The sequence below is a fragment of the uncultured Methylibium sp. genome, from assembly GCF_902826655.1.
Taxonomy (GTDB): domain Bacteria; phylum Pseudomonadota; class Gammaproteobacteria; order Burkholderiales; family Burkholderiaceae_C; genus Methylibium.
Genome location: NZ_CADEFR010000002.1, coordinates 73902 through 91998, shown reverse-complemented (window position 1 = coordinate 91998; position 18097 = coordinate 73902). Strand labels below are relative to the sequence as shown.

Annotated in this window: 18 protein-coding genes; 10 read left to right on the top strand and 8 right to left on the bottom strand. The window is 69.3% G+C overall.

The window, feature by feature from the left end; genetic code table 11:
* Nucleotides 1-10 precede the first annotated feature (10 nt).
* From QZV97_RS01490 to QZV97_RS01445, 10 genes are all read left to right on the top strand, one after another.
* Complete coding sequence (locus QZV97_RS01490; protein ID WP_295637208.1) at nt 11-1249, top strand: sodium:proton exchanger; 1239 nt, start codon at nt 11-13, stop codon at nt 1247-1249.
* A gap of 76 nt (nt 1250-1325) precedes the next feature.
* Nucleotides 1326-2120 (top strand): transporter, encoded by a 795-nt coding sequence (locus QZV97_RS01485; RefSeq protein WP_295637205.1) that lies wholly within the window; start codon nt 1326-1328, stop codon nt 2118-2120.
* A gap of 165 nt (nt 2121-2285) precedes the next feature.
* The gene (locus QZV97_RS01480) at nt 2286-2789 is read left to right on the top strand and encodes a hypothetical protein (RefSeq protein ID WP_295637203.1); all 504 of its coding nucleotides are present in this window, start codon (nt 2286-2288) and stop codon (nt 2787-2789) included.
* A 29-nt stretch (nt 2790-2818) separates the two neighbouring features.
* On the top strand, nt 2819-3193 hold the full coding sequence (gene czcI, locus QZV97_RS01475) for a cation efflux protein, CzcI family (protein WP_295637200.1): 375 nt from the start codon (nt 2819-2821) through the stop codon (nt 3191-3193).
* A gap of 100 nt (nt 3194-3293) precedes the next feature.
* The gene (locus QZV97_RS01470) at nt 3294-4592 is read left to right on the top strand and encodes a TolC family protein (protein WP_295637197.1); all 1299 of its coding nucleotides are present in this window, start codon (nt 3294-3296) and stop codon (nt 4590-4592) included.
* Complete coding sequence (locus QZV97_RS01465) at nt 4589-5803, top strand: efflux RND transporter periplasmic adaptor subunit (RefSeq protein WP_295637194.1); 1215 nt, start codon at nt 4589-4591, stop codon at nt 5801-5803. Before QZV97_RS01470 ends, QZV97_RS01465 begins: the two co-directional genes overlap by 4 nt.
* A 15-nt stretch (nt 5804-5818) precedes the next feature.
* Nucleotides 5819-8941: a CusA/CzcA family heavy metal efflux RND transporter gene (locus tag QZV97_RS01460; RefSeq protein ID WP_295637191.1), complete on the top strand. Its 3123-nt coding sequence runs from the start codon at nt 5819-5821 to the stop codon at nt 8939-8941.
* The gene (locus QZV97_RS01455) at nt 8938-9273 is read left to right on the top strand and encodes a P-II family nitrogen regulator (RefSeq protein ID WP_295637187.1); all 336 of its coding nucleotides are present in this window, start codon (nt 8938-8940) and stop codon (nt 9271-9273) included. The genes QZV97_RS01460 and QZV97_RS01455 overlap by 4 nt, the downstream gene beginning before the upstream one ends.
* A gap of 61 nt (nt 9274-9334) precedes the next feature.
* Nucleotides 9335-9565, top strand: a complete 231-nt coding sequence (locus QZV97_RS01450; RefSeq protein WP_295637185.1) for a hypothetical protein — start codon at nt 9335-9337, stop codon at nt 9563-9565.
* Complete coding sequence (locus tag QZV97_RS01445) at nt 9534-11225, top strand: phosphoethanolamine--lipid A transferase (RefSeq protein ID WP_295637182.1); 1692 nt, start codon at nt 9534-9536, stop codon at nt 11223-11225. Before QZV97_RS01450 ends, QZV97_RS01445 begins: the two co-directional genes overlap by 32 nt.
* Before the next feature lie 68 nt (nt 11226-11293).
* Here QZV97_RS01445 and QZV97_RS01440 read toward each other — a convergent pair whose 3' ends face one another.
* The 8 genes from QZV97_RS01440 to QZV97_RS01405 all read right to left on the bottom strand — a co-directional run bounded on the left by QZV97_RS01440 (nt 11294) and on the right by QZV97_RS01405 (nt 18096).
* On the bottom strand, nt 11294-11785 hold the full coding sequence (locus QZV97_RS01440; RefSeq protein ID WP_295637178.1) for a hypothetical protein: 492 nt from the start codon (nt 11783-11785) through the stop codon (nt 11294-11296).
* Nucleotides 11786-11938: 153 nt separating this feature from the next.
* The gene (locus QZV97_RS01435) at nt 11939-12154 is read right to left on the bottom strand and encodes a hypothetical protein (protein ID WP_295637176.1); all 216 of its coding nucleotides are present in this window, start codon (nt 12152-12154) and stop codon (nt 11939-11941) included.
* A gap of 24 nt (nt 12155-12178) precedes the next feature.
* The gene (locus QZV97_RS01430; protein WP_295637175.1) at nt 12179-12619 is read right to left on the bottom strand and encodes a hypothetical protein; all 441 of its coding nucleotides are present in this window, start codon (nt 12617-12619) and stop codon (nt 12179-12181) included.
* 39 nt (nt 12620-12658) lie between these two features.
* The gene (locus QZV97_RS01425) at nt 12659-13075 is read right to left on the bottom strand and encodes a hypothetical protein (RefSeq protein ID WP_295637172.1); all 417 of its coding nucleotides are present in this window, start codon (nt 13073-13075) and stop codon (nt 12659-12661) included.
* Nucleotides 13076-13243: 168 nt separating this feature from the next.
* A complete protein-coding gene (locus QZV97_RS01420) occupies nt 13244-14179 on the bottom strand; it encodes a cation diffusion facilitator family transporter (protein ID WP_295637168.1) in 936 nt (311 codons plus the stop codon).
* A gap of 13 nt (nt 14180-14192) precedes the next feature.
* Nucleotides 14193-14561: a hypothetical protein gene (locus QZV97_RS01415; RefSeq protein WP_295637165.1), complete on the bottom strand. Its 369-nt coding sequence runs from the start codon at nt 14559-14561 to the stop codon at nt 14193-14195.
* A 35-nt stretch (nt 14562-14596) separates the two neighbouring features.
* The gene (locus QZV97_RS01410; RefSeq protein WP_295637162.1) at nt 14597-14935 is read right to left on the bottom strand and encodes a P-II family nitrogen regulator; all 339 of its coding nucleotides are present in this window, start codon (nt 14933-14935) and stop codon (nt 14597-14599) included.
* Complete coding sequence (locus QZV97_RS01405) at nt 14932-18096, bottom strand: CusA/CzcA family heavy metal efflux RND transporter (RefSeq protein WP_295637159.1); 3165 nt, start codon at nt 18094-18096, stop codon at nt 14932-14934. Before QZV97_RS01405 ends, QZV97_RS01410 begins: the two co-directional genes overlap by 4 nt.
* Between the last annotated feature and the right edge of the window lies 1 nt (nt 18097).

Here is an 18097-nt window from a genome sequence, read left to right as displayed (position 1 = left end):
AGTCTTTGTCATGCAGCGTTTTCTTGCCTACCTCGCGCTCGCCGTCGCCGTCATCGTGCCGGCCGTGGTGCTGCGCCTGACCGGCTGGCGCCCGGGCCCGGTGATCGACACGGCGGTGTTCGGCGTCGCGGTGCTCGCCGCCGGCTTCATGCTGTCCTGGGGCGCGGAGGCGGCCGAGAAGCGCATCGCCCAGGGCCTCATCCTCGCCCTCGTCGCGCTGGTGACGGTGCTGCCCGAGTACGCGGTCGACATGTACTACGCTTACCAGGCCGGCAAGGCGCCGGACTCCAACTACGTCCACTACGCCGCCGCCAACATGACCGGCGCCAACCGGCTGCTGGTGGGCGTGGCCTGGCCGCTGATGGCGCTGCTTTACTGGGCGCGCACGCGCAACCGCGGCATCCAGCTCGCCGAGGCCAACCTGGTCGAGATCGGCTTCCTGCTGCTGGCCAGCCTGTACGCGTTCGTGATCGTGCTGACGAACCGGATCAGCCTGCTCGACAGCGTGGTGCTGGTGGCCGTCTTCGGCAGCTACCTCTGGGTCGCCGGGCGCATGCCCAAGGCGGACGAGAGCCTCGCCGCCGACGACGAGCCGGGCCCCGCCGCGGCGCTGGCGACGCTGCCGCCGCGCCGGCTGTGGGCCTGGGCCGGCGGGCTCGCGGCGGTGGCGGCGGTGGTGATCCTCGCCTCGGCCGAGCCGTTCGCCGAGTCGCTGGTGGCCTCGGGCCGCGTGCTCGGCATCGACGAGTTCCTGCTCATCCAGTGGCTCGCACCGCTGGCGAGCGAAGCGCCCGCGGTCGTCATCGCGGTGCTGTTCGTGCTCTCGGGCCGCTCGGAGGGCGGCCTGACGACGATGATCAGCGACAAGATCAACCAGTGGACGCTGCTGGTGGGGATGCTGCCGCTGGCGATGAGCATCGGTGCCGGCGGCATCACCGCGCTGCCGCTGGACGCGCGCCAGCACGAGGAGTTCTTCCTCACCGCGGCGCAGTCGCTGTTCGGCGTGGCGCTGCTGCTGAAGTTGCGCTTCGGCGTCGGCGGCGCGCTCGCGCTGGCGGCGCTGTTCGGGGTGCAGATCGCGCTGGCCTTCGTCTACCGCGACGACGCGCCGCGCGCCATCGCGTCGTTGACCTGGCTGGCCTGGGTCTACCTGGCGCTGGCGCTGGTGCTGTTCGCCCGCAACGGGCCGGCCGCCTGGCGCAGCGTGCAGAAGCTGCGCGGCGGCGCCGTTGCGCCGGCGCCGCATTGAGCCGACCTCCCCACACAACCTGCCGAGGTTCCACTTGCGCACACGCTGCCGTTCTTCGTCCCTGTGGCCGCTGCCGATGGTCGCGCTGGCTGCCGTCTTGCTGGCTGCTGCCGCGGCCCGGGCCCAGAGCCCGGGCGACCCGGATCAGGACATCATCAACCCGGACCGTCCCGGCACCGCCGACGGCAGCGGTGTCGTCGGCGCGGGCCGCTTCCAGATCGAGGCCGGCTTGCAGCAGGACAGGCGCAGCGACGGCAGCAGCCGTTCGCGCACCGACTACGTGCCGGCCTTGCTGCGCCTGGGCGTCGGCGGGAACCTGGAATTGCGCGTCGAGAGCAACACGTACACCTCGACCCGGGCGCGGGACAGCGCGCAGGGGCCGACGCGAAGCGAAGACATCCAGCCGGTCTCCGTCGGTTTCAAATATCGGTTCGCCGAGGCCACGGATTCGCAGCGGCCTTCGATGGCGGTGATCGTTCGACTCTTTCCGCGTTCGGGCACGGGTAACTACAAGACCCGCCGCGCGACGGGCGACTTGCGCATCGCCGCAGACTGGGATTTCGCGCCGCAATGGTCGCTCAACCCGAACCTCGGCGTGGGCGCCTACGAGGGCGACGGCGGGCGCCTCTACACCGCAGCGTTGTTCGCCGCGACGCTCAACTACAACCCGAGCAAGGTCGTGAACGTCTTCATCGACATCGGCGGCCAGTATCCCGAAACCAGAAACGGCCGCGGCTCGGCCGTCGTCGATGGCGGCATCGCCTACATCGTCGGACGTGACGTGCAACTCGACTTCAGCGTTGGGGCACGAGTCGCCGGCGTCACGCCAGCGCGGGTCTTCTGGGCCGCCGGCATCAGCAAGCGCTTCTGATCGCCCCTAACCGCACGGCGTGCACTGGCCGTGGCACGGTCGGGGCCGCCTCGGCCACGTCACCCCCGAGCCGGCGAAAGCGGCGAGTGCCGCGGGAACCTGCGCAACTCGGCGCCATCGAACCCATTGCCTGACGATCAAGGAGGTGCAGCGATGACGCGATGTTTGATCGACCTGCGCCGGCCCGCCCGCTGGTGGTTGCCTGCCTTGCTGGCTCTGTGTGGCCTCGGGGCGTCATCGATCGCCGCCGCGGGCGAGCGCGCCGTGTTCCGCTCGCAGATGCCGGACGGGCGCGTGGTCTATGCCGACGAGCCGGCCGCGGGCGCGGTGCGCTCGGCGCGGCTGCTCGTCGAGCCTCATCCCGGCGACCCGGCGCAGGCCCTCGCGGCACAGCGCGCGCTGGAGGGCACCCGTGCGCGGCTGCTGCAGCAAGGGCAGGCCCGCTCGCTGAAGCTTGCCGAACTCGACCGCGGTATCGCCGTCGCGCAGCGGGAGCTTTCGGTGGCGCAGTCCGCGCAAACCGACGGTCAGACTGTCGTCGAAGGCGACCGCCAGGGCCGGCGCTTCGCGCCGAGCTACTGGCAGCGCCAGCAGTTCCTGGCGCAGGCGGTCGCGCGCGCTCGGCTGCAGCTGGATGCCTTGCGGGCCGAACGGGCCGCGCTGCAGTAGGTCATCGCGGCTCTGCTAGGATTCTGCCCGTGCGCAAAGTCGTGTTCGTCTTCCTGCTGGTCCTGCTGCCCTTCCAGTTCGTCTGGGGTGCGGCGGCAGCCTATTGCCAGCATGAGCAAAGCGCGGCGGCCGGTCACTTCGGCCACCATTCGCACCGGCATCAAGCCAGTGGGACGGCCGAAGCCAGCGCTGCGGCGCCTGGAGATCAGGGCGGTCAAAGCGATCCGATCGCCGACGACCCCGATTGCGGCGTATGCCACCTGAGTTGCGTGCGGCCGATCTCGGCCGCCCAGGTCGTGCCTGCCGCCGCGCCGGCTCAACCCCCGGGCCTGCTGGAGCCGCCCGCTTCCACGGCGTCTCTGCCGTCCCGCATCGAACGCCCGCAGTGGCACCTCGCCGTCTGATTCGGCGAGGTTGGTTCAATCCATCCAAGGCTTTCCCCAAGCACTGACTCCTCGCCGAATTCTTCCGTCCCGTTGACGTTTTGACGTTCAGGAGAATTCGATGCGCAAGAAGACGCTGGCCATGGCCGGCGCGTTGTGGTGGCTCGCGGCCGTAGTGCCGGCAGCCGCGCAGACCGCCGTTCCAACGCCACCCCAGGCCGCGCCGCTGCCGCCCTTGACCCTGCCGGAGGCGCTGGCGCGGGCCGAGCAGGCCAACCCGGCACTTCGTGCCAAGAGCGCACAGTTGGCGGCGGCCGAAGGTCTGCGGACCGACGCCTCGGCCCTGCTGTACAACAACCCCCAGCTGGCGGTCGATCAGCGCCGCCGTTCGGTGCCGCAGGCCGGGGCGACCGAGCGCCAACGCGAGTGGGGCGCGGGCGTCTCGCAGACCTTCGAGATCGCCGGCCAGCGCGGCTACCGGCGCGAATCCGCGGAGGCAGCTCTCTCGGCCTTGAGGCTCGAGATCGCCGACACGCGGCGCCAGGTGCGCGCCGAGGTCGCCGAGCGCTTCACGCGCGTGCTGGCGCTGCAGCGGCGGGTCGAGACCGAGACGCAGGCGCTGCGCCTGTTCGAGGACACCGCCGCGGTGGTGCAGCGCCGCCGCCAGGCGGGCGAGGACACGCGGCTCGACGCCAACGTCGCGCAAGTCGAGGCCGAGCGCGCACGCAACCAGCTGGCGCTCGCGCAGGAGCAGTTGATCGACGCCCGTGCCGCGCTTGCCGCCGTGCTGCAACTGCCGCCGGACGGGCTGCCGCAGGCCATCGGCACACTGGCGCTGCAAGCGGTGCCGTACACGCTGGACGCTCTGCTCGCCGCGGTTCAGGCGCAGCCGCGCCTGGGCGCGCTGGCCGCGCGCGAGGCCAGTGCCGACGCCAGGCTGCGGCTGGAACGGGCCAGCGTCTACCCCGACGTGACGGTGGGCATGAACGTCGGCCGCGAAGGCCCGGGCGTGGCCCGCGAGCGGCTGACGGCGCTGACCGTGTCGGTGCCGCTGCCGCTGTTCCGCCGCAATGCCGCGGGCATCGGCCAGGCGAGCACCGAGCTGACGCAGGTGCAGGTCGAGCGCCAGGCGGCCACGCGCGACGCGCGTGCCAACGTGCAGGCGCTGTGGTCGCGCCTGGCCAGCCTCGAAACGCGGGTGCGGCGCCTGCAGGAGTCCGTGCTGCCCTCGCTCGAGGACAACCAGCAGCTGTCGCTCAGGTCACGGCAGGCCGGCCAGATCGGGCTGCTCGAGCTGATCGTCGTCAACCGCCAAGGCCTGGATGCCCGGCGCGACCTCATCGAGGCGCTGGCCGAGTTTCAAAGCACCCGCATCGCGCTCGAACTGGCGGCCGGCTGGCCGCAGGAAGGACAACCATGAACCATCACTCCATCGCCCCGGCCCGCGGCCGGCGGCGCCCGTCCGGGGTCGCTCTTGCGCTGACCCTGCTGGCCCTGCCGCTGGCTCTGTCCCTGGCCGCCTGCGGCGGCGCGCAATCGGGCGCCGCCCCGAGCGCCGCCGCAGCGGCGAGCGAACCCAAGGGCAAGGAAGAAGGCGGCCTGAAGCTCAGCGCCGACGAAGCCCAGCGTGCCGGCATCAAGCTCGAGACGCTGGCCGAGAAGGCCTACGCCGACACCGTGACCGTGACGGCGACGATCCGGCCCAACCAGGACCGCATCGCCCAGGTGGCGCCGCGCGTCGAAGGGCGCATCGTCTCGGTGGCCGCCACGCTCGGGCAGGAGGTGCGCGCGGGCCAGGTGCTGGCCGTGCTCGACAGCTTCGCGCTCGGCGAGGCGCACTCCGCCTTGCAGCGCGCGCAGGCCGCGCAGCGGGTCGCGCAGGCCGACTACCAGCGTGCCGAGTCGCTGAGCGCCGAGGAGATCATTCCGCAGCGCGAGTTGCAGCGCGCCCGGGCCGCGCTCGAGACGGCAGGCGCTGAGCTGCGCGCTGCCGCGGACCGGCTGCGGCTGCTCGGCGGTACGGCAGCGGCCGGCCGGCATGCCGAGTCGACCTTTCCGGTCGTGGCGCCACTGGCCGGCACGGTGGTCATGAGAAAGGCCAACATCGGCGAACTCGGCTCGCCGGCGCAGCCGCTGTTCCAGGTGGCCGACCTGTCCACGCTGTGGATCGAGGCCAACCTTACCGAGGACAAGCTGGCGCGCGTGCGCAAGGGCGCCGCGGCGACGGTGACGGTCGGCGCCTATCCGAACGAGCGCTTCGCCGGCCGCGTGACCTACGTGGCGAGCATGCTCGACAAGGACAGCCGCACGACGCCGGCGCGTATCGAGGTGCCGAACAAGGACGGCCGGCTCAAGCCCGAGATGTTCGCCAGCGCCACCATCGAGACCGGCCAGGCGCGCGCGCCCGCACTGTCGGTGCCGAGTGGCGCCGTGATGCTGCTGCAGGGCCAGCCCACGGTGTTTCTGGCCGAGAACGGCGGCTACCAGCCGCGGCCGGTGGAGACCGGCGAGAAGAGCGGCGGCCGCACTGTCGTCACCTCCGGCCTGAAGGCGGGTGACCAGGTGGTGGCCGAAGGCGCCTATGCGCTCAAGGCCCGGCTGCTGAAGTCGCAGATCGGCGAAGGCCATTGAGAGGAACACCCCATCATGCTCAATGCCATTGTCGATGCCTCGCTGCGCTACAAGGTGCTGGTCCTGGTCGCTTTCGCGATCGTGATCGGCCTGGGTGTGCAGGCCTTCCGCCAGGTGCCCGTGGACGCCTTCCCCGACGTGACGCCGATCCAGGTCAACGTCTATACCGAGTCGCCGGGCCTCGCCGCCGAGGACGTCGAGAAGCTGCTCACCGCGCCGATCGAAGGCGCGCTGGCGGGCCTGGCCGGCGTGCAGGAGGTGCGCTCGGTTTCTCTCTTCGGCCTGTCCTACGTCGGCGTGTACTTCAACGACGACGTCGACATCTACTTCGCGCGCCGGCTCGTCGGCGAGAAGCTGCAGGACGTGAAGGGCCGGCTGCCGCAGGGTTACGGCGAGCCGGTGCTCGGCCCCAACAGTTCCGGCCTCGGCCAGGTGTTCTGGTACACGGTGGAGTCGGCCGACGAGAAGCTTGGCACCATGGACCTGCGCACGCTGCATGACTGGACCGTGCGCCTGATCCTGCGCACCGCACCGGGGGTCGACGACGTCATTTCCTGGGGCGGCGACGAGAAGCAGTTCCAGGTGCAGATCGATCCCAACGCGCTGGTCAAGTACGGCCTGTCGTTCAAGCAGGTGATGGAGACGCTGGCGGCCAACAACAAGCAGGTCGGCGGCCAGTCGATCAACCTCGGCCGCGAGCAGTACCTGGTGCGCGGCCTCGGGCTGGTGGGCAGCGTCGCCGACATCGAAGGCATCGTGGTGGCCGAGCGCGGCGGCGCGCCGATCCGCATCCGCGACGTGGCGCGGGTGGTCGAGGCGCCGGCGCCGCGCTTCGGCGCGGTCACGCGCGATGGCAAGGAAGCCGTGCTCGGCATGGCGCTGTCGCGGGTGGGCGAGAACGCGCAGAACGTGGTCGATGCCGTCAAGGCCAAGATCGCGGTCGCGCAGGCGGCGCTGCCCAAGGGCGTGACGCTCAAGCCGATCTACGACCGCACCGAGATCGTCCAGAAGGCGCTCGCGACCGCGGAGCGCTCGCTGGTCGAAGGCGCGCTTCTGGTGGCGGTGATCCTGTTCCTCTTCCTCGGCGAGTTCCGCTCGGCGATCGTCGTCATCGTGACGCTGCCGCTGTCGATGCTGATCGCCTTCATCCTGATGCAGCGCTTCGGCCTGTCGGCCAACCTGATGTCGCTGGCGGGCCTGGCCATCGGCACCGGCATGATGGTCGACGGCGCGGTGGTGATGGTCGAGAACGCGTTCCGGCTGCTGGCGCACGCGCGCGAGTCGGGCAAGCCGGTCAACCGCACCCACGTCATCCTCGAAGCGGCGCGCGAGGTGGTGAACCCGATCGCCTTCGCGATCATCATCATCATCGTCGTCTTCCTGCCGCTGTTCTCGCTCACCGGCCTGGAGGGCAAGCTGTTCAAGCCGATGGCGCTGACCATCACCTTCGCGATGGCCGGCTCGCTGGTGCTGTCGCTGACGCTGGTGCCGGTGCTGGCGGCGCTGATCCTGAAGCCCAAGGAGGAGAAGGACACCTTCCTCATCCGCTGGGCCAAGCGCGCCTACGTGCCGCTGCTGGACTGGGCGCTGGAGCGCAAGAAGCTGGTGCTCGGCAGCGCGGTCGCGCTGCTGGTCGGCACGCTGGCGCTGTTTCCGCTGCTGGGCAAGGAGTTCATGCCACAACTGCAGGAGGGCGCGATCATGTTCCGCGTCACCGGCATCCCATCGACCTCGCTCGACGAGTCGCTGCAGGTGTCGCAGGTGCTCGACGCCGAGCTGCGCGGCAAGTTTCCGCAGGTGCGCTCGGTGCTCGCCACCATCGGCCGTGCCGAGAAGGGTGAGACCTCCGACGTCAACTACATGGAGGTGTTGGTCGACATGAAGCCGCAGAGCGAGTGGCCGGCCAAGATCAGCTACTCGGCGCTCGCCTCGGAGATGCAGGAGGTGCTCGAGAACAGCATCCCGACCTCGGTGTTCGGCGCCACGCAGCCGATCCAGATGCGCGTCGAGGAGTTGATCTCCGGCGTGCGCGCAACGCTGGCGGTGAAGATCTACGGCGAAGACCTGGCGACGCTGGACCGCCTGACGGCGCAGATCAAGGAAGTGCTGGAGAAGGTGCCCGGCGTGGCCGACCTGTCGGCCGAGGCGAACAAGGGCAAGCCGCAGCTGGTGGTGAAGGTCAACCGCGAGGCCGCGTCACGCTTCGGCATCAATGCCGACGAGATCCTCGAGGTGGTGCAGGCCGGTATCGGCGGTGCGGCGGTGTCGACGCTGATCGACGGCACCAAGCGCTTCGACATCGCGGTGCGACTGAAGGACGACTTCCGCACTAGCCCCGAGGCGATCGGTGCGATCCCGATCCGCACCCGCGAAGGCGCGCTGGTGCCGTTCTCGCAGGTGGCCGACATCGAACTCGACGAGGGCTACTCGTTCGTGCGCCGCGAGTCGCTGCAGCGTTATGCGGTGCTGCAGATGGACGTGAAGGGCCGCGACGTGGACAGCTTCGTGCAGGAGGCCGGCGCGCGCATCAAGGAGGCGGTGCCGCTGCCGACTGGCTACTGGTTCGAGTGGGGCGGCGCGTTCGAGAACCAGCAGCGCGCGTTGGCGCGGCTGGCGGTGATCGTGCCGCTGACGATCGGGCTCATCTTCCTGCTGCTGTACACCGCCTTCAACTCGCTGCGGCACGCCACGATCATCATCGCCAACGTGCCCTTCGCGGTGATCGGCGGCATCGTCGGGCTGTTCGTCACCGGGCAGTACGTGTCGGTGCCGTCGGCGATCGGCTTCATCGCGGTGTTCGGCGTTGCGATGCTCAACGGCATCGTGCTGGTCTCGTTCCTCAACGACCAGCGCCGGCAGGGCCTGTCGATCCGCGACGCGGTGCGCCAGGGCGCGGCGCTGCGGCTGCGGCCGGTACTGATGACGGCGTCGGTCGCGATCCTTGGCCTGATCCCGATGCTGATCTCCACCGGCGTCGGCGCCGAGACGCAGCGCCCGCTCGCCACTGTGGTGGTCGGCGGCCTGTTCACCTCGACCGCGCTGACGCTGCTGCTGCTGCCGCTGATCTACGAATGGGCCGAGGCGCGCGCCGAGCGCCGCCTGCAGGCCGCACCCGTCCTCGAAGGAGCCACGACATGAAGGAAATCAAGGCTTACGTGCATGCCAACCGCATTGCCGGCGTGATCGCGGCGCTGAAGGCGTCAGACGCCTGGAATGCGCCCGGCGGTGCCGAGCACAACCTGACCGCGTATGTGGTGAAAGGCTCGCTGCTGCCGCTCGACGACGCCGAGCGCCACTACTCGCTGGACCTGGGCGACGAAGTCGTCGAGGAATACAAGCTCGAGCTGCATTGCAGCGAAGAGCATGTCGACGAGCTGGTCGCGATCATCCGCCGCGAGGCGCGCACCGGCCGGCCCGGTGCGGGCTGGATCTACGTCAATCCCGTCGATCAGGCGGTGCAGGCGGACTGAGCAGGCGCGACGCGCAAGTTGCGCGTCGCGTCGATCGGTGTCGCCTGGACCGGAGTTGCGGATGTTTCGCCACCCGATGCACGGGCCGCTGGCCCTGCCGCTGCTGCTGATCGGGCTGGGCATCGTCGTGGCGATGCTGGGCTTCTGGTGGTGGTTGAGCCACAAGCCGCCGAAAAAGCCCGAGCGGCCGCCGCCGACGTATGCGCAGCGGCTCGAACAGCGCTACCGGGGACAGCGCCAGAAGAAGAAGGAGACCGCGGATGCCAAAGACCCGAGCGATCGAGTTCGCTGAGCGAGGTGCGCCGCCGCGATCGCGGCGGTGGGTGCTGTCCGCGACGGCGCTGGCGTGGGCCGTCGCGTTGTGGATCGTGGCCGTCGACAACCTGGCCTTCTGGCGCACGCTGTGGTCCGTGCGCGACGACTCCTCGCTGCGCGGCGCGCTCGCGCTCGGTGCCCTGGCCCTGCTGCTGTGGACGCTGTTCGCGCTGTTGATCCGGCTGCTGTGCTGGCCGCGCGTGGGCAAGCCCGTCGTCGCGCTGCTGCTGGTGCTGGCGGCGGTGACGGCGAGCTTCATCGACCGCTACGGCATCGTCGTCGACCGGGGCATGCTGCGCAATGTGCTGCAGACCGACTGGCGAGAAGCGGGCGACCTGATGACGGCATCGTTCCTGGCGGACGTGACGCTGCGCGGCCTGCTGCCGGCGGCGCTGGTTCTTGCGCTGCGCGTCGAGTTCGGCCGCTGGCGCCGCGGCGCGGCGACGCTCGGGGCCCACGTTCTGCTGCTCGTCGCCTTCGGTGCCGGCGCTATCGCCGCGTTCTACGCCGACTACGCCGCCGCCGCCCGCAACCACCGCGAGCTGCGCCATCTGCTGACGCCGACCAACGTGTTCAACGGCCTGCATGGCCTGTGGCGCGAACAGCGCGCCGCGCCGACGACGCTCGAGCGGGTCGGCATCGACGCGCGGCGCGATCCGGCCCCGGCGGCCGCCCGTCCGCTGCAGGTGGTGCTGGTGGTCGGCGAGACGGCACGCGCCGCCAACTTCTCGCTCGGCGGCTACGCGCGGCCGACCAACCAGGCGCTCGACGGCAAGCCGGTCGTGTACTTCAACAACGTCAGTGCCTGCGGCACCGACACCGCGACCTCGCTGCCCTGCATGTTCTCCGACCTCGGGCGCGAACGCTTCTCGGCCGCCGCCGCAGCGCGCCGGGAGAACGTGCTCGACGTCGTGAAGCGCGCCGGCGTCGCGGTGCGCTGGATCGACAACAACTCCGGCTGCAAGGGCGTGTGCGCGCGCATCGAAACGCTGGACCTGTCGTCGGCGGCCGACCCGGCCCTGTGCGAGGGTGGCGAATGTCTCGACGGCGTGCTGCTGCGCGGGCTGGACGACGCGCTGGAACGGCCCGCCGCGGGCGACGGCCTCGTCGTGCTGCACATGAAGGGCAGCCACGGGCCGGCGTACTACCGGCGCTATCCGCCGCAGCTGCGCCGCTGGCAACCCACCTGCGACACGCGCGAGATCCAGCGCTGCAGCAGCGAGGCGCTGCGCAACACCTACGACAACGGCATCGGCTACACGAGCGAGGTGCTGGCGGGCATGATCGACCGGCTCGAAGCCCGGTCGGAAAACCAGGACAGCGTGCTGCTGTACGTCTCGGACCATGGCGAATCGCTCGGCGAGGGCAACGTCTACCTGCACGGGCTGCCGTGGCTGCTGGCGCCGGCCGAGCAGAAGCAGGTACCGATGATCGCCTGGCTGTCCGATGGCGCGGCGCGGCGCCTGGGCGTCGGCGCTGCGGATCTGCGGCATGTGGCCGGCCGCGCGTGGTCGCACGACGACCTGGTACCGACGCTGCTTGGCCTGTTCGCGGTGCGCAGTTCACTCTACGCGCCAGCCGGCGACATCTTCGCGAATGCCCGTCCGGCCGCCGGGCCGAGCGCCGCCGCGAGATAGCGGCGGGGGAGCATGACGGCAAGGGCTTCGCTGCCTTTGCGCGCCAGCACACGGGCCCGAACGCGGCGTCAGTGGTGGCCGCGCCCGTGGCCGCGCCCATGTCCGCCGTGCCCCCCATGCCAGCCGTGGCCGCCGTGGTACCCGCCGTGCAGCAAGAACCGATAGCCAGGTTCGCCGTAGTAGTGCAGGCCTCCTGCATAGCCCAGGTACGGATACCCCAGGTACGCGACGCCGTAGTACCCCGACACCGGGTAGCGACCCCGCTGGATGCGCGCGGCGAGCGCCGCGTCGCCATCGGCGCGCCCTTGCAAGTAGCGAACCACACCGTCGCTCACGCCGGCCTCGCGCAAGGACACGGCGTCCTGCGGCGAAAGCACGAAGGCGACGCCCCGCTGCGCCAGTTGCGCGACCATCGCATCGTCGTCCGGCTGCTGCTTCGACAGCGCGACCAGCTCGTCCAGCCGCACCGGCGGCGGCGTGGGCTGAGCCGGCGGTGCCGAAGCGCAAGCGGTGGCGAGCAACAGCGCGGACATCGACGCACAAACCCGGATCATGCTCATGATTGCCCTCTCGACTTTGTCGTTGCTCCGACATGGGATTGGAGTCGATTTCCTTGGAAGAGTTCTTCATGCCGCCTCCTGGCGCCGGGTTCGACGGCACAGCGGGTCAGATGTCGGCGACAGCCCGTGGCGCCGCGCTTCAGCCGACGGCGATCACCGGTCGCAACGGCAGCGCATGTCGGAGGGATTCCGCGGCGCCGGCGCGTTGAAACCGATAGCTGCTGCCCTCGGGCCCGGCCGGTTCACCGCGACGCGGTGGTCGCCAGCACAAAACCGCCAGCGTGCAAAGGACTCGGGCGCGGCGTCGACGCCGGATGCGCGATGGCTGCTGATCCTGACGATCCATACACCGATGATCAGAGCGGCCATGGGTGCTCCCGCGAAGCGGCGGGCTTACTGGCTGCGCGCCGCCGCCTGGACGACGATGACGCCTCGCGCGGACCGTTCAGTGCTCGTCAGGGGCTTGATGGCGCTGTCGCAGCGCTTGACATTGACGCGCACCAGATCGCCGGCCGCGAGCGACATGCCGCTCGGCACCGGCACGATCCGCGACCAGCGCGAGTGATGCCGGTAGTATTCGACCAAGGCGTACGGTTGCTGCGCAGAAGCAGCCGGCTCGCTGGCGCGGCAATCCGTGGCCCAATGCTGCCGCGAGGGCAGGGCACCGGCACTTTCAACCTTCGACACGGTTCCGCTGCGCCAGCCGGCTTCGTACTCGCGCCGACCCTCGGAGACGTCCGCCAGTACGGCGCAGCCGCCGAGCATGTAGCCTGTCGTCAGCAATGCGGAACCGCCCACGACGAGGAGCAGGGCGCGGCGGCTTGGGAGTTTCATGGCGTTGTCCCTCTGGTTCAGTCGCTCTCGGTCGTCGGCTCATTGCGGCGCGGAGGCGGTCCATGGCGTGTCTGCGATCAGCCTCGTCGTGCGCGCGCGCAACTTCGCCCCAGCGGGATCGGCGTCCGACCAGTGGTAGGGGCGGTCCAGAGGTATCGACGACCCCGCGAGTTCGACGATGCGCAGCTCCCCGGCCTCGCCCCCGACCGCGAAGCCGTGGACCCGCTCGTTCCACTCGAAAGCGAGCTGGTGCGTGCCGGGCGCCAGGCGCAGCCGGATGAGCGAGCGCGGCAGCGTTCCGATCTGCGAGCCTCCATCGACGCTGACGGTGAGCGGCCGAACCGCGTCCACCCAGGCGGAGCGCACCACGTACACCGTGAGCACGCCGGGCGTCGCCTCGAAACGCTTGGCGTCGGCTTCCGCCGCCGCCGAGGGCACCGGCTCGGGTGTGCACACCGTGCGCCTCGTGCGCAGCGTCGACAGGCAGTAGCTGCGGCTGTCGGCGGGGCGCGGTTCGGGTGCGCTGGCGCAGCCGGCCAGAGCGACGGACGAGGCAGCGGCTCCGAGCAAGACTTGTCTGCGAGAGAGCATCAGGTTCTCCGTGATCGATTCAGTGGGGATGTTCTAGCACACCCGGGGGTCGGCGTGGAGGCGAGCCTCGACGAAGTTGCAGCCGTCCGCGGCGTGCCGGCATGCTGGCCGCTCGACTTGCAGGGTCGTGTGACGGACGCGGAAGCGCTCGGCCAGAACTGACTGCAAGCGGCCGATCAGTGCGGCGGTTTCAATGCCTTCGGCGTGAACCACATGCGCGGTCAGGCTGTTCTTGCCGCTGGTCAGCGGCCAGACATGCAGGTCGTGGATGTCCTCGACGCCATCGACCGAGCGCATCGTGCGGGCGACTTCGTCGATATCGATTCCTTCCGGCGTGCCTTCCAGAAGGATGTTGAGGCTCTCTTTCAGCAGCAGCCAGGTACGCGGCAGCACCCACAGCCCGATCGCCACTGCGGTCGCGGCATCGACCCAGGCCCAGCCGGTGACCTGGATCACGAGCGCCGCGACGATCACGCCCAGCGAGCCGAGCATGTCCGACCACACTTCGAGGTAGGCACCCTTCATGTTGAGGCTTTCGGTGCTGCCGGCACGCAGCAGCCGCATGCTGATCAGGTTGATCACCAGCCCCAGCGCCGCCACCACCAGCATCGGCAGCGACTGCACCTCGCTCGGCGACCTGAATCGCTGCCAGGCTTCGAAGAGGATGTAGAACGCGACGCCGAACAGCAGCAGCGCATTGAAGGCGGCGGCGAGAATCTCGAAGCGGTGATAGCCGTAGCTCCGCTTGGCGTCCGCCGGTCTGCGGCCGACCCGGATCGCAGCCAGAGCGATCGCGAGCGCGGCTGCGTCGGTGAACATGTGCGCGGCGTCGGCAATCAGTGCCAGGCTGTTGAAGACCACCCCCGCGACGATCTCGGCGACGAGGAACGTGGTGGTCAGCGCCAGCGCCGCCCACAACGCACGTTCGTTGCCCGTCGAGGGCAGAGCGTGGTTGTGGGCGGCGCTCATGCTCGGAGGTGGCCTACTTCAGCGTGAACCGCGCCGCGACGGCCGGCTTGCCGTTCAGTGCCACATCGGCGAGCACCTTGGTGCCGGCGCCGACCTTGAAGCTGCCCTTGGCTTCGAGCTTGTCGCCGGCCAGGGCCAGCGGCGCTTCGGTCTTGTCGTTGCCGTTGAACACCGTGACCTTGCCGGTGGCACTGCTCAGCTTCATCGCCTTGCCGTGGTCGCTGACGTGGATGACGATCAGCTCGGGCTTGGCGACGAGTTCCATGTCACCGGCCTTGGTTTCGACGACGACGCCGCCATGCTTGGGCTTGTGGTCTTCGGCGGCGAAGGCGGGCCCAGCAGCGGCGGCGGCGAACAGGAGGGTCGTGAAGAGGTGCTTCATGGTGCTTCCTTGGTGGGTTGAATGAGCAGTGGGCGTCAGTGAATGGGCGTCGCGCTGACCACGTCGATGACGGTGATCCAGCCCGCGACGGACTGGCCGGTCCGGGCTGCGGTCATGAGCGCGGCCGAGAGGGTTTCGACCTCGCTGTCCTCGCACAGCAGTTCCAGCTTGTATTCGTTGACGACTTCGTCGCCGAGGGCCATCGAGTAGCGTTTCTCGTCGCTGTCTTGGGGCAGCAGCGAGCCCTTGACGACATAGACGGCCAGGTTATGGCGGCGGCCACCATGCTCGCCACCCCATGCGGGGCTGCTCTTGAGTGCTGCGATCACGTCAGCGATGCGGCTGCCGTGCACATAGGCCTTGATCTCCTTCATGGCGCTTCCTCGTTCGGTTGTTGTGCGGCGACGGGTCGATCCTGCTCTGCGTTCTCGGCTGCATCACGCACGCGTTGCTTTGCGTCCGCGCGTGACTCCGACCATTCGTAGATCAGCGGCAGCAGCAGCAGCGTCAGCAGCGTCGAGGTGATCAGGCCGCCGATCACCACGGTGGCCAGCGGGCGCTGGGTCTCGGCGCCGACGCCGGAGGACAGGAGCATCGGCACGAGGCCGAGGATCGCCACCGACGCCGTCATCAGCACCGGCCGCAGGCGCAGCGCGGCGCCCTGGCGCACGGCGTCGCGGATCGACAGGCCGTGCTTGCGCTGGTCGTTGAGGAACGAGACCAGCACGATGCCGTTGAGCATGGCCACACCGAACACCGCGATGAAGCCGATCGCCGACGGCACCGACAGATACTGCCCGGTGATGAACAGCCCGACGATGCCGCCGATGATCGCGAACGGCACGTTGGCGATGATCAGCGTGGCATGGCGCACCGAGTTGAACGCGGTGTACAGCAGGATGAAGATCAGGCCGATGGTCAGCGGCACGATCACACCCAGGCGCTCCATCGCGCGCTGCTGGTTCTCGAAGGCACCACCCCATTCCACCCAGTAGCCGGTGGGCATCTTCACCTTCGCCTGGATCGCGGCATTGGCGTCCTTGACGAAGCTGTCCACGTCGCGGCCCTGCACGTCCATCTGCAGCACGGCGTAGCGCTGCAGCGCTTCGCGCCGCACGAAGGTGTAGCCCTCGGCGAGCTCGATCTTCGCGACCTGGGCAAACGGCACGATCGCGCCTTCGGAGGTGCGGATCGGGATCGCCGCGATGGCCGACGGGCTGTTGCGGAACTCCTCGGGCAGCCGCACCGCGATCTCGAAGCGGCGCGTACCTTCGATCAGCGTCGAGACCGATTCGCCGCCGATGCCGGCCTGCACGATGGCGAGGATGTCGTCGGCGTTCAGGCCGTAGCGGGCCGCCGCCTGGCGGTCCACCTTGATGACCATCTGCGGCTTGCCCTTGTTGGCCTCGGCCGACAGGTCCGCCACGCCGGGCACGGCGCCGACCACGCCCTTGAGCTGCGCGGACAGTTCCTCGAGCTTGTCCAGGTCCTCGCCGTAGACCTTCAGCGCCAGCGTCGCTCGAACGCCGGAGATCAGTTCCTCCACGCGCATCTGGATCGGCTGGGTGGCGCCGAACACCGCGGTCTGTACCTCGCCTTCGAGGAACTCCTGCATCTCCCGTCCGAGCGCGGCATACGACTGTTTCGTCGGCCACTCGTCCTTGGGCTTCATGTCGAGCAGGACTTCCATGTAGTTCACGTCGGCGGTCTCGCCTTTCTCGGCGCGGCCGATGGTGGCCAGCACCGAGTTCACCTGCGGGTACTTCTTGCGCAGGGCGGCATCCATCACGTTCGCCACGCGGATCGATTCGTCCAGCGAGGTCGAAGGGATGCCAACGACGCGGAACATGATCGCGTCCTCCTGCAGCGTCGGCATGAACTCCTTGCCGAGCAGCGGGAAGAGGGCAAGCGCGCCGACCAGCAGCGCGACCGCCGCGCCGATCACCGTTTTCTTGCGGTCGAGCGCCCAGTCCAGCATCGGCAGGTACAGCCTCTTCGCGCCGCGTACAAGCCAGGTGTCCTTCTCCTCCTTGGGCTTGAGGATCAGCGCCGCCAGCACCGGCACCAGGGTCAGCGACAGCAGCAGCGAGCCGGCCATCGCGAAGGTGATGGTCAGGGCCATCGGCTTGAACAGCTTGCCTTCCAGCCCCGTCAGCGAGAACAGCGGCAGGAACACGACGATGATGATCATGATCGCGAAGGCGATCGGGTTCGCCACCTCGCGCGCCGCTTCGAGCACCACGTGCGTGCGGTTGATCGGCCGGCCCGACTCGCGTGCGTGCGACAGCAGGCGGAAGGCGTTTTCGACCATCACCACCGCGCCGTCGACCATCATCCCGATGCCGATGGCCAGACCGGCGAGAGACATCAGGTTGGCCGACATGCCCACGCGCTGCATGCAGATGAAGGCGAACAGCATCGCCAGCGGCAGCGTGACGATCACGACGATCGCGGAGCGGAACTCGCCGAGAAAGAGGAACAGGATCACCGCGACCAGGATCGAGCCTTCGATCAGCGCGTTGGTCGAGGTCGCCAGCGCCTTGTCGACGATCTCGGTGCGGTCGTAGACCGCCTTCAGCTCGATGCCCTTGGGCAGCGCGGCCTGCGCGATGGCCAGCTTGTCCTTGACCGCCTTGACCACCGTCGCGGCGTTTTCGTTGATGCGCGCCAGCGCGATGCCAAGCACCGTCTCCTGACCGTTGCGCGTGACGGCGCCGAAGCGCACGGCCGGCGCCTCCTTCACGTCGGCGATGTCGCGCACGTAGATCGGCGCGCCGTTGCGCTCGGCCACGACGATGGTGCCGATGTCGGCCGCGTTGCTGACCAGGCCCAGACCGCGCACCAGGTACTGCTCGACGCCGATGTTGAGGAACTGGCCGCCGACCTGCTTGTTGTTGGCGGCCAGCCGCTCCATCACCTCCTTGAAGGACAGCCCGTACTTGACCAGGCGCCGAGGGTCGATCTGCACCTGGTACTGCTTCTCCAGTCCGCCCCAGGTCGTCACGTCGTCGACGCCCGCCGCCGTGCGAAGGATCAGCCGCACGGTCCAGTCCTGCAGCGTGCGCAGGTCCATCGCGCTGAGCTTCTTGTCGGCGTCCTCGATCGTGTACCAGAACACCTGGCCCAGGCCCGAGCTGTTGGGGCCGAGTTCCGGCTCGCCATAGCCCGCGGGCAAACGGCCCTTCACCTCCTGCAGCTTCTCGCCCACCAGCCGGCGCGCGAAGTAGATGTCGACGTTGTCCTTGAAGTACACGCCGACGTAGGACAGGCCGAACAGCGACACCGAGCGGACGACTTCCACGTCCGCCAGGCCTGCCATCGCGGCTTCGATCGGAACGGTGAGCAGCTTTTCGATGTCCTCGGCGGCGACGCCGGGGGACTCGGTATAGATGTTCACCTGGGCCGGCGTCACGTCGGGGAAGGCGTCCACCGGCACCTGCCGGTAGGCCATGGCCCCGAGACCGATCAGCACGGCGAAGGCCACCAGCACCAGCACTTTGTAGCGCAGGCTGGCATCAACGATTGCATTGAGCATG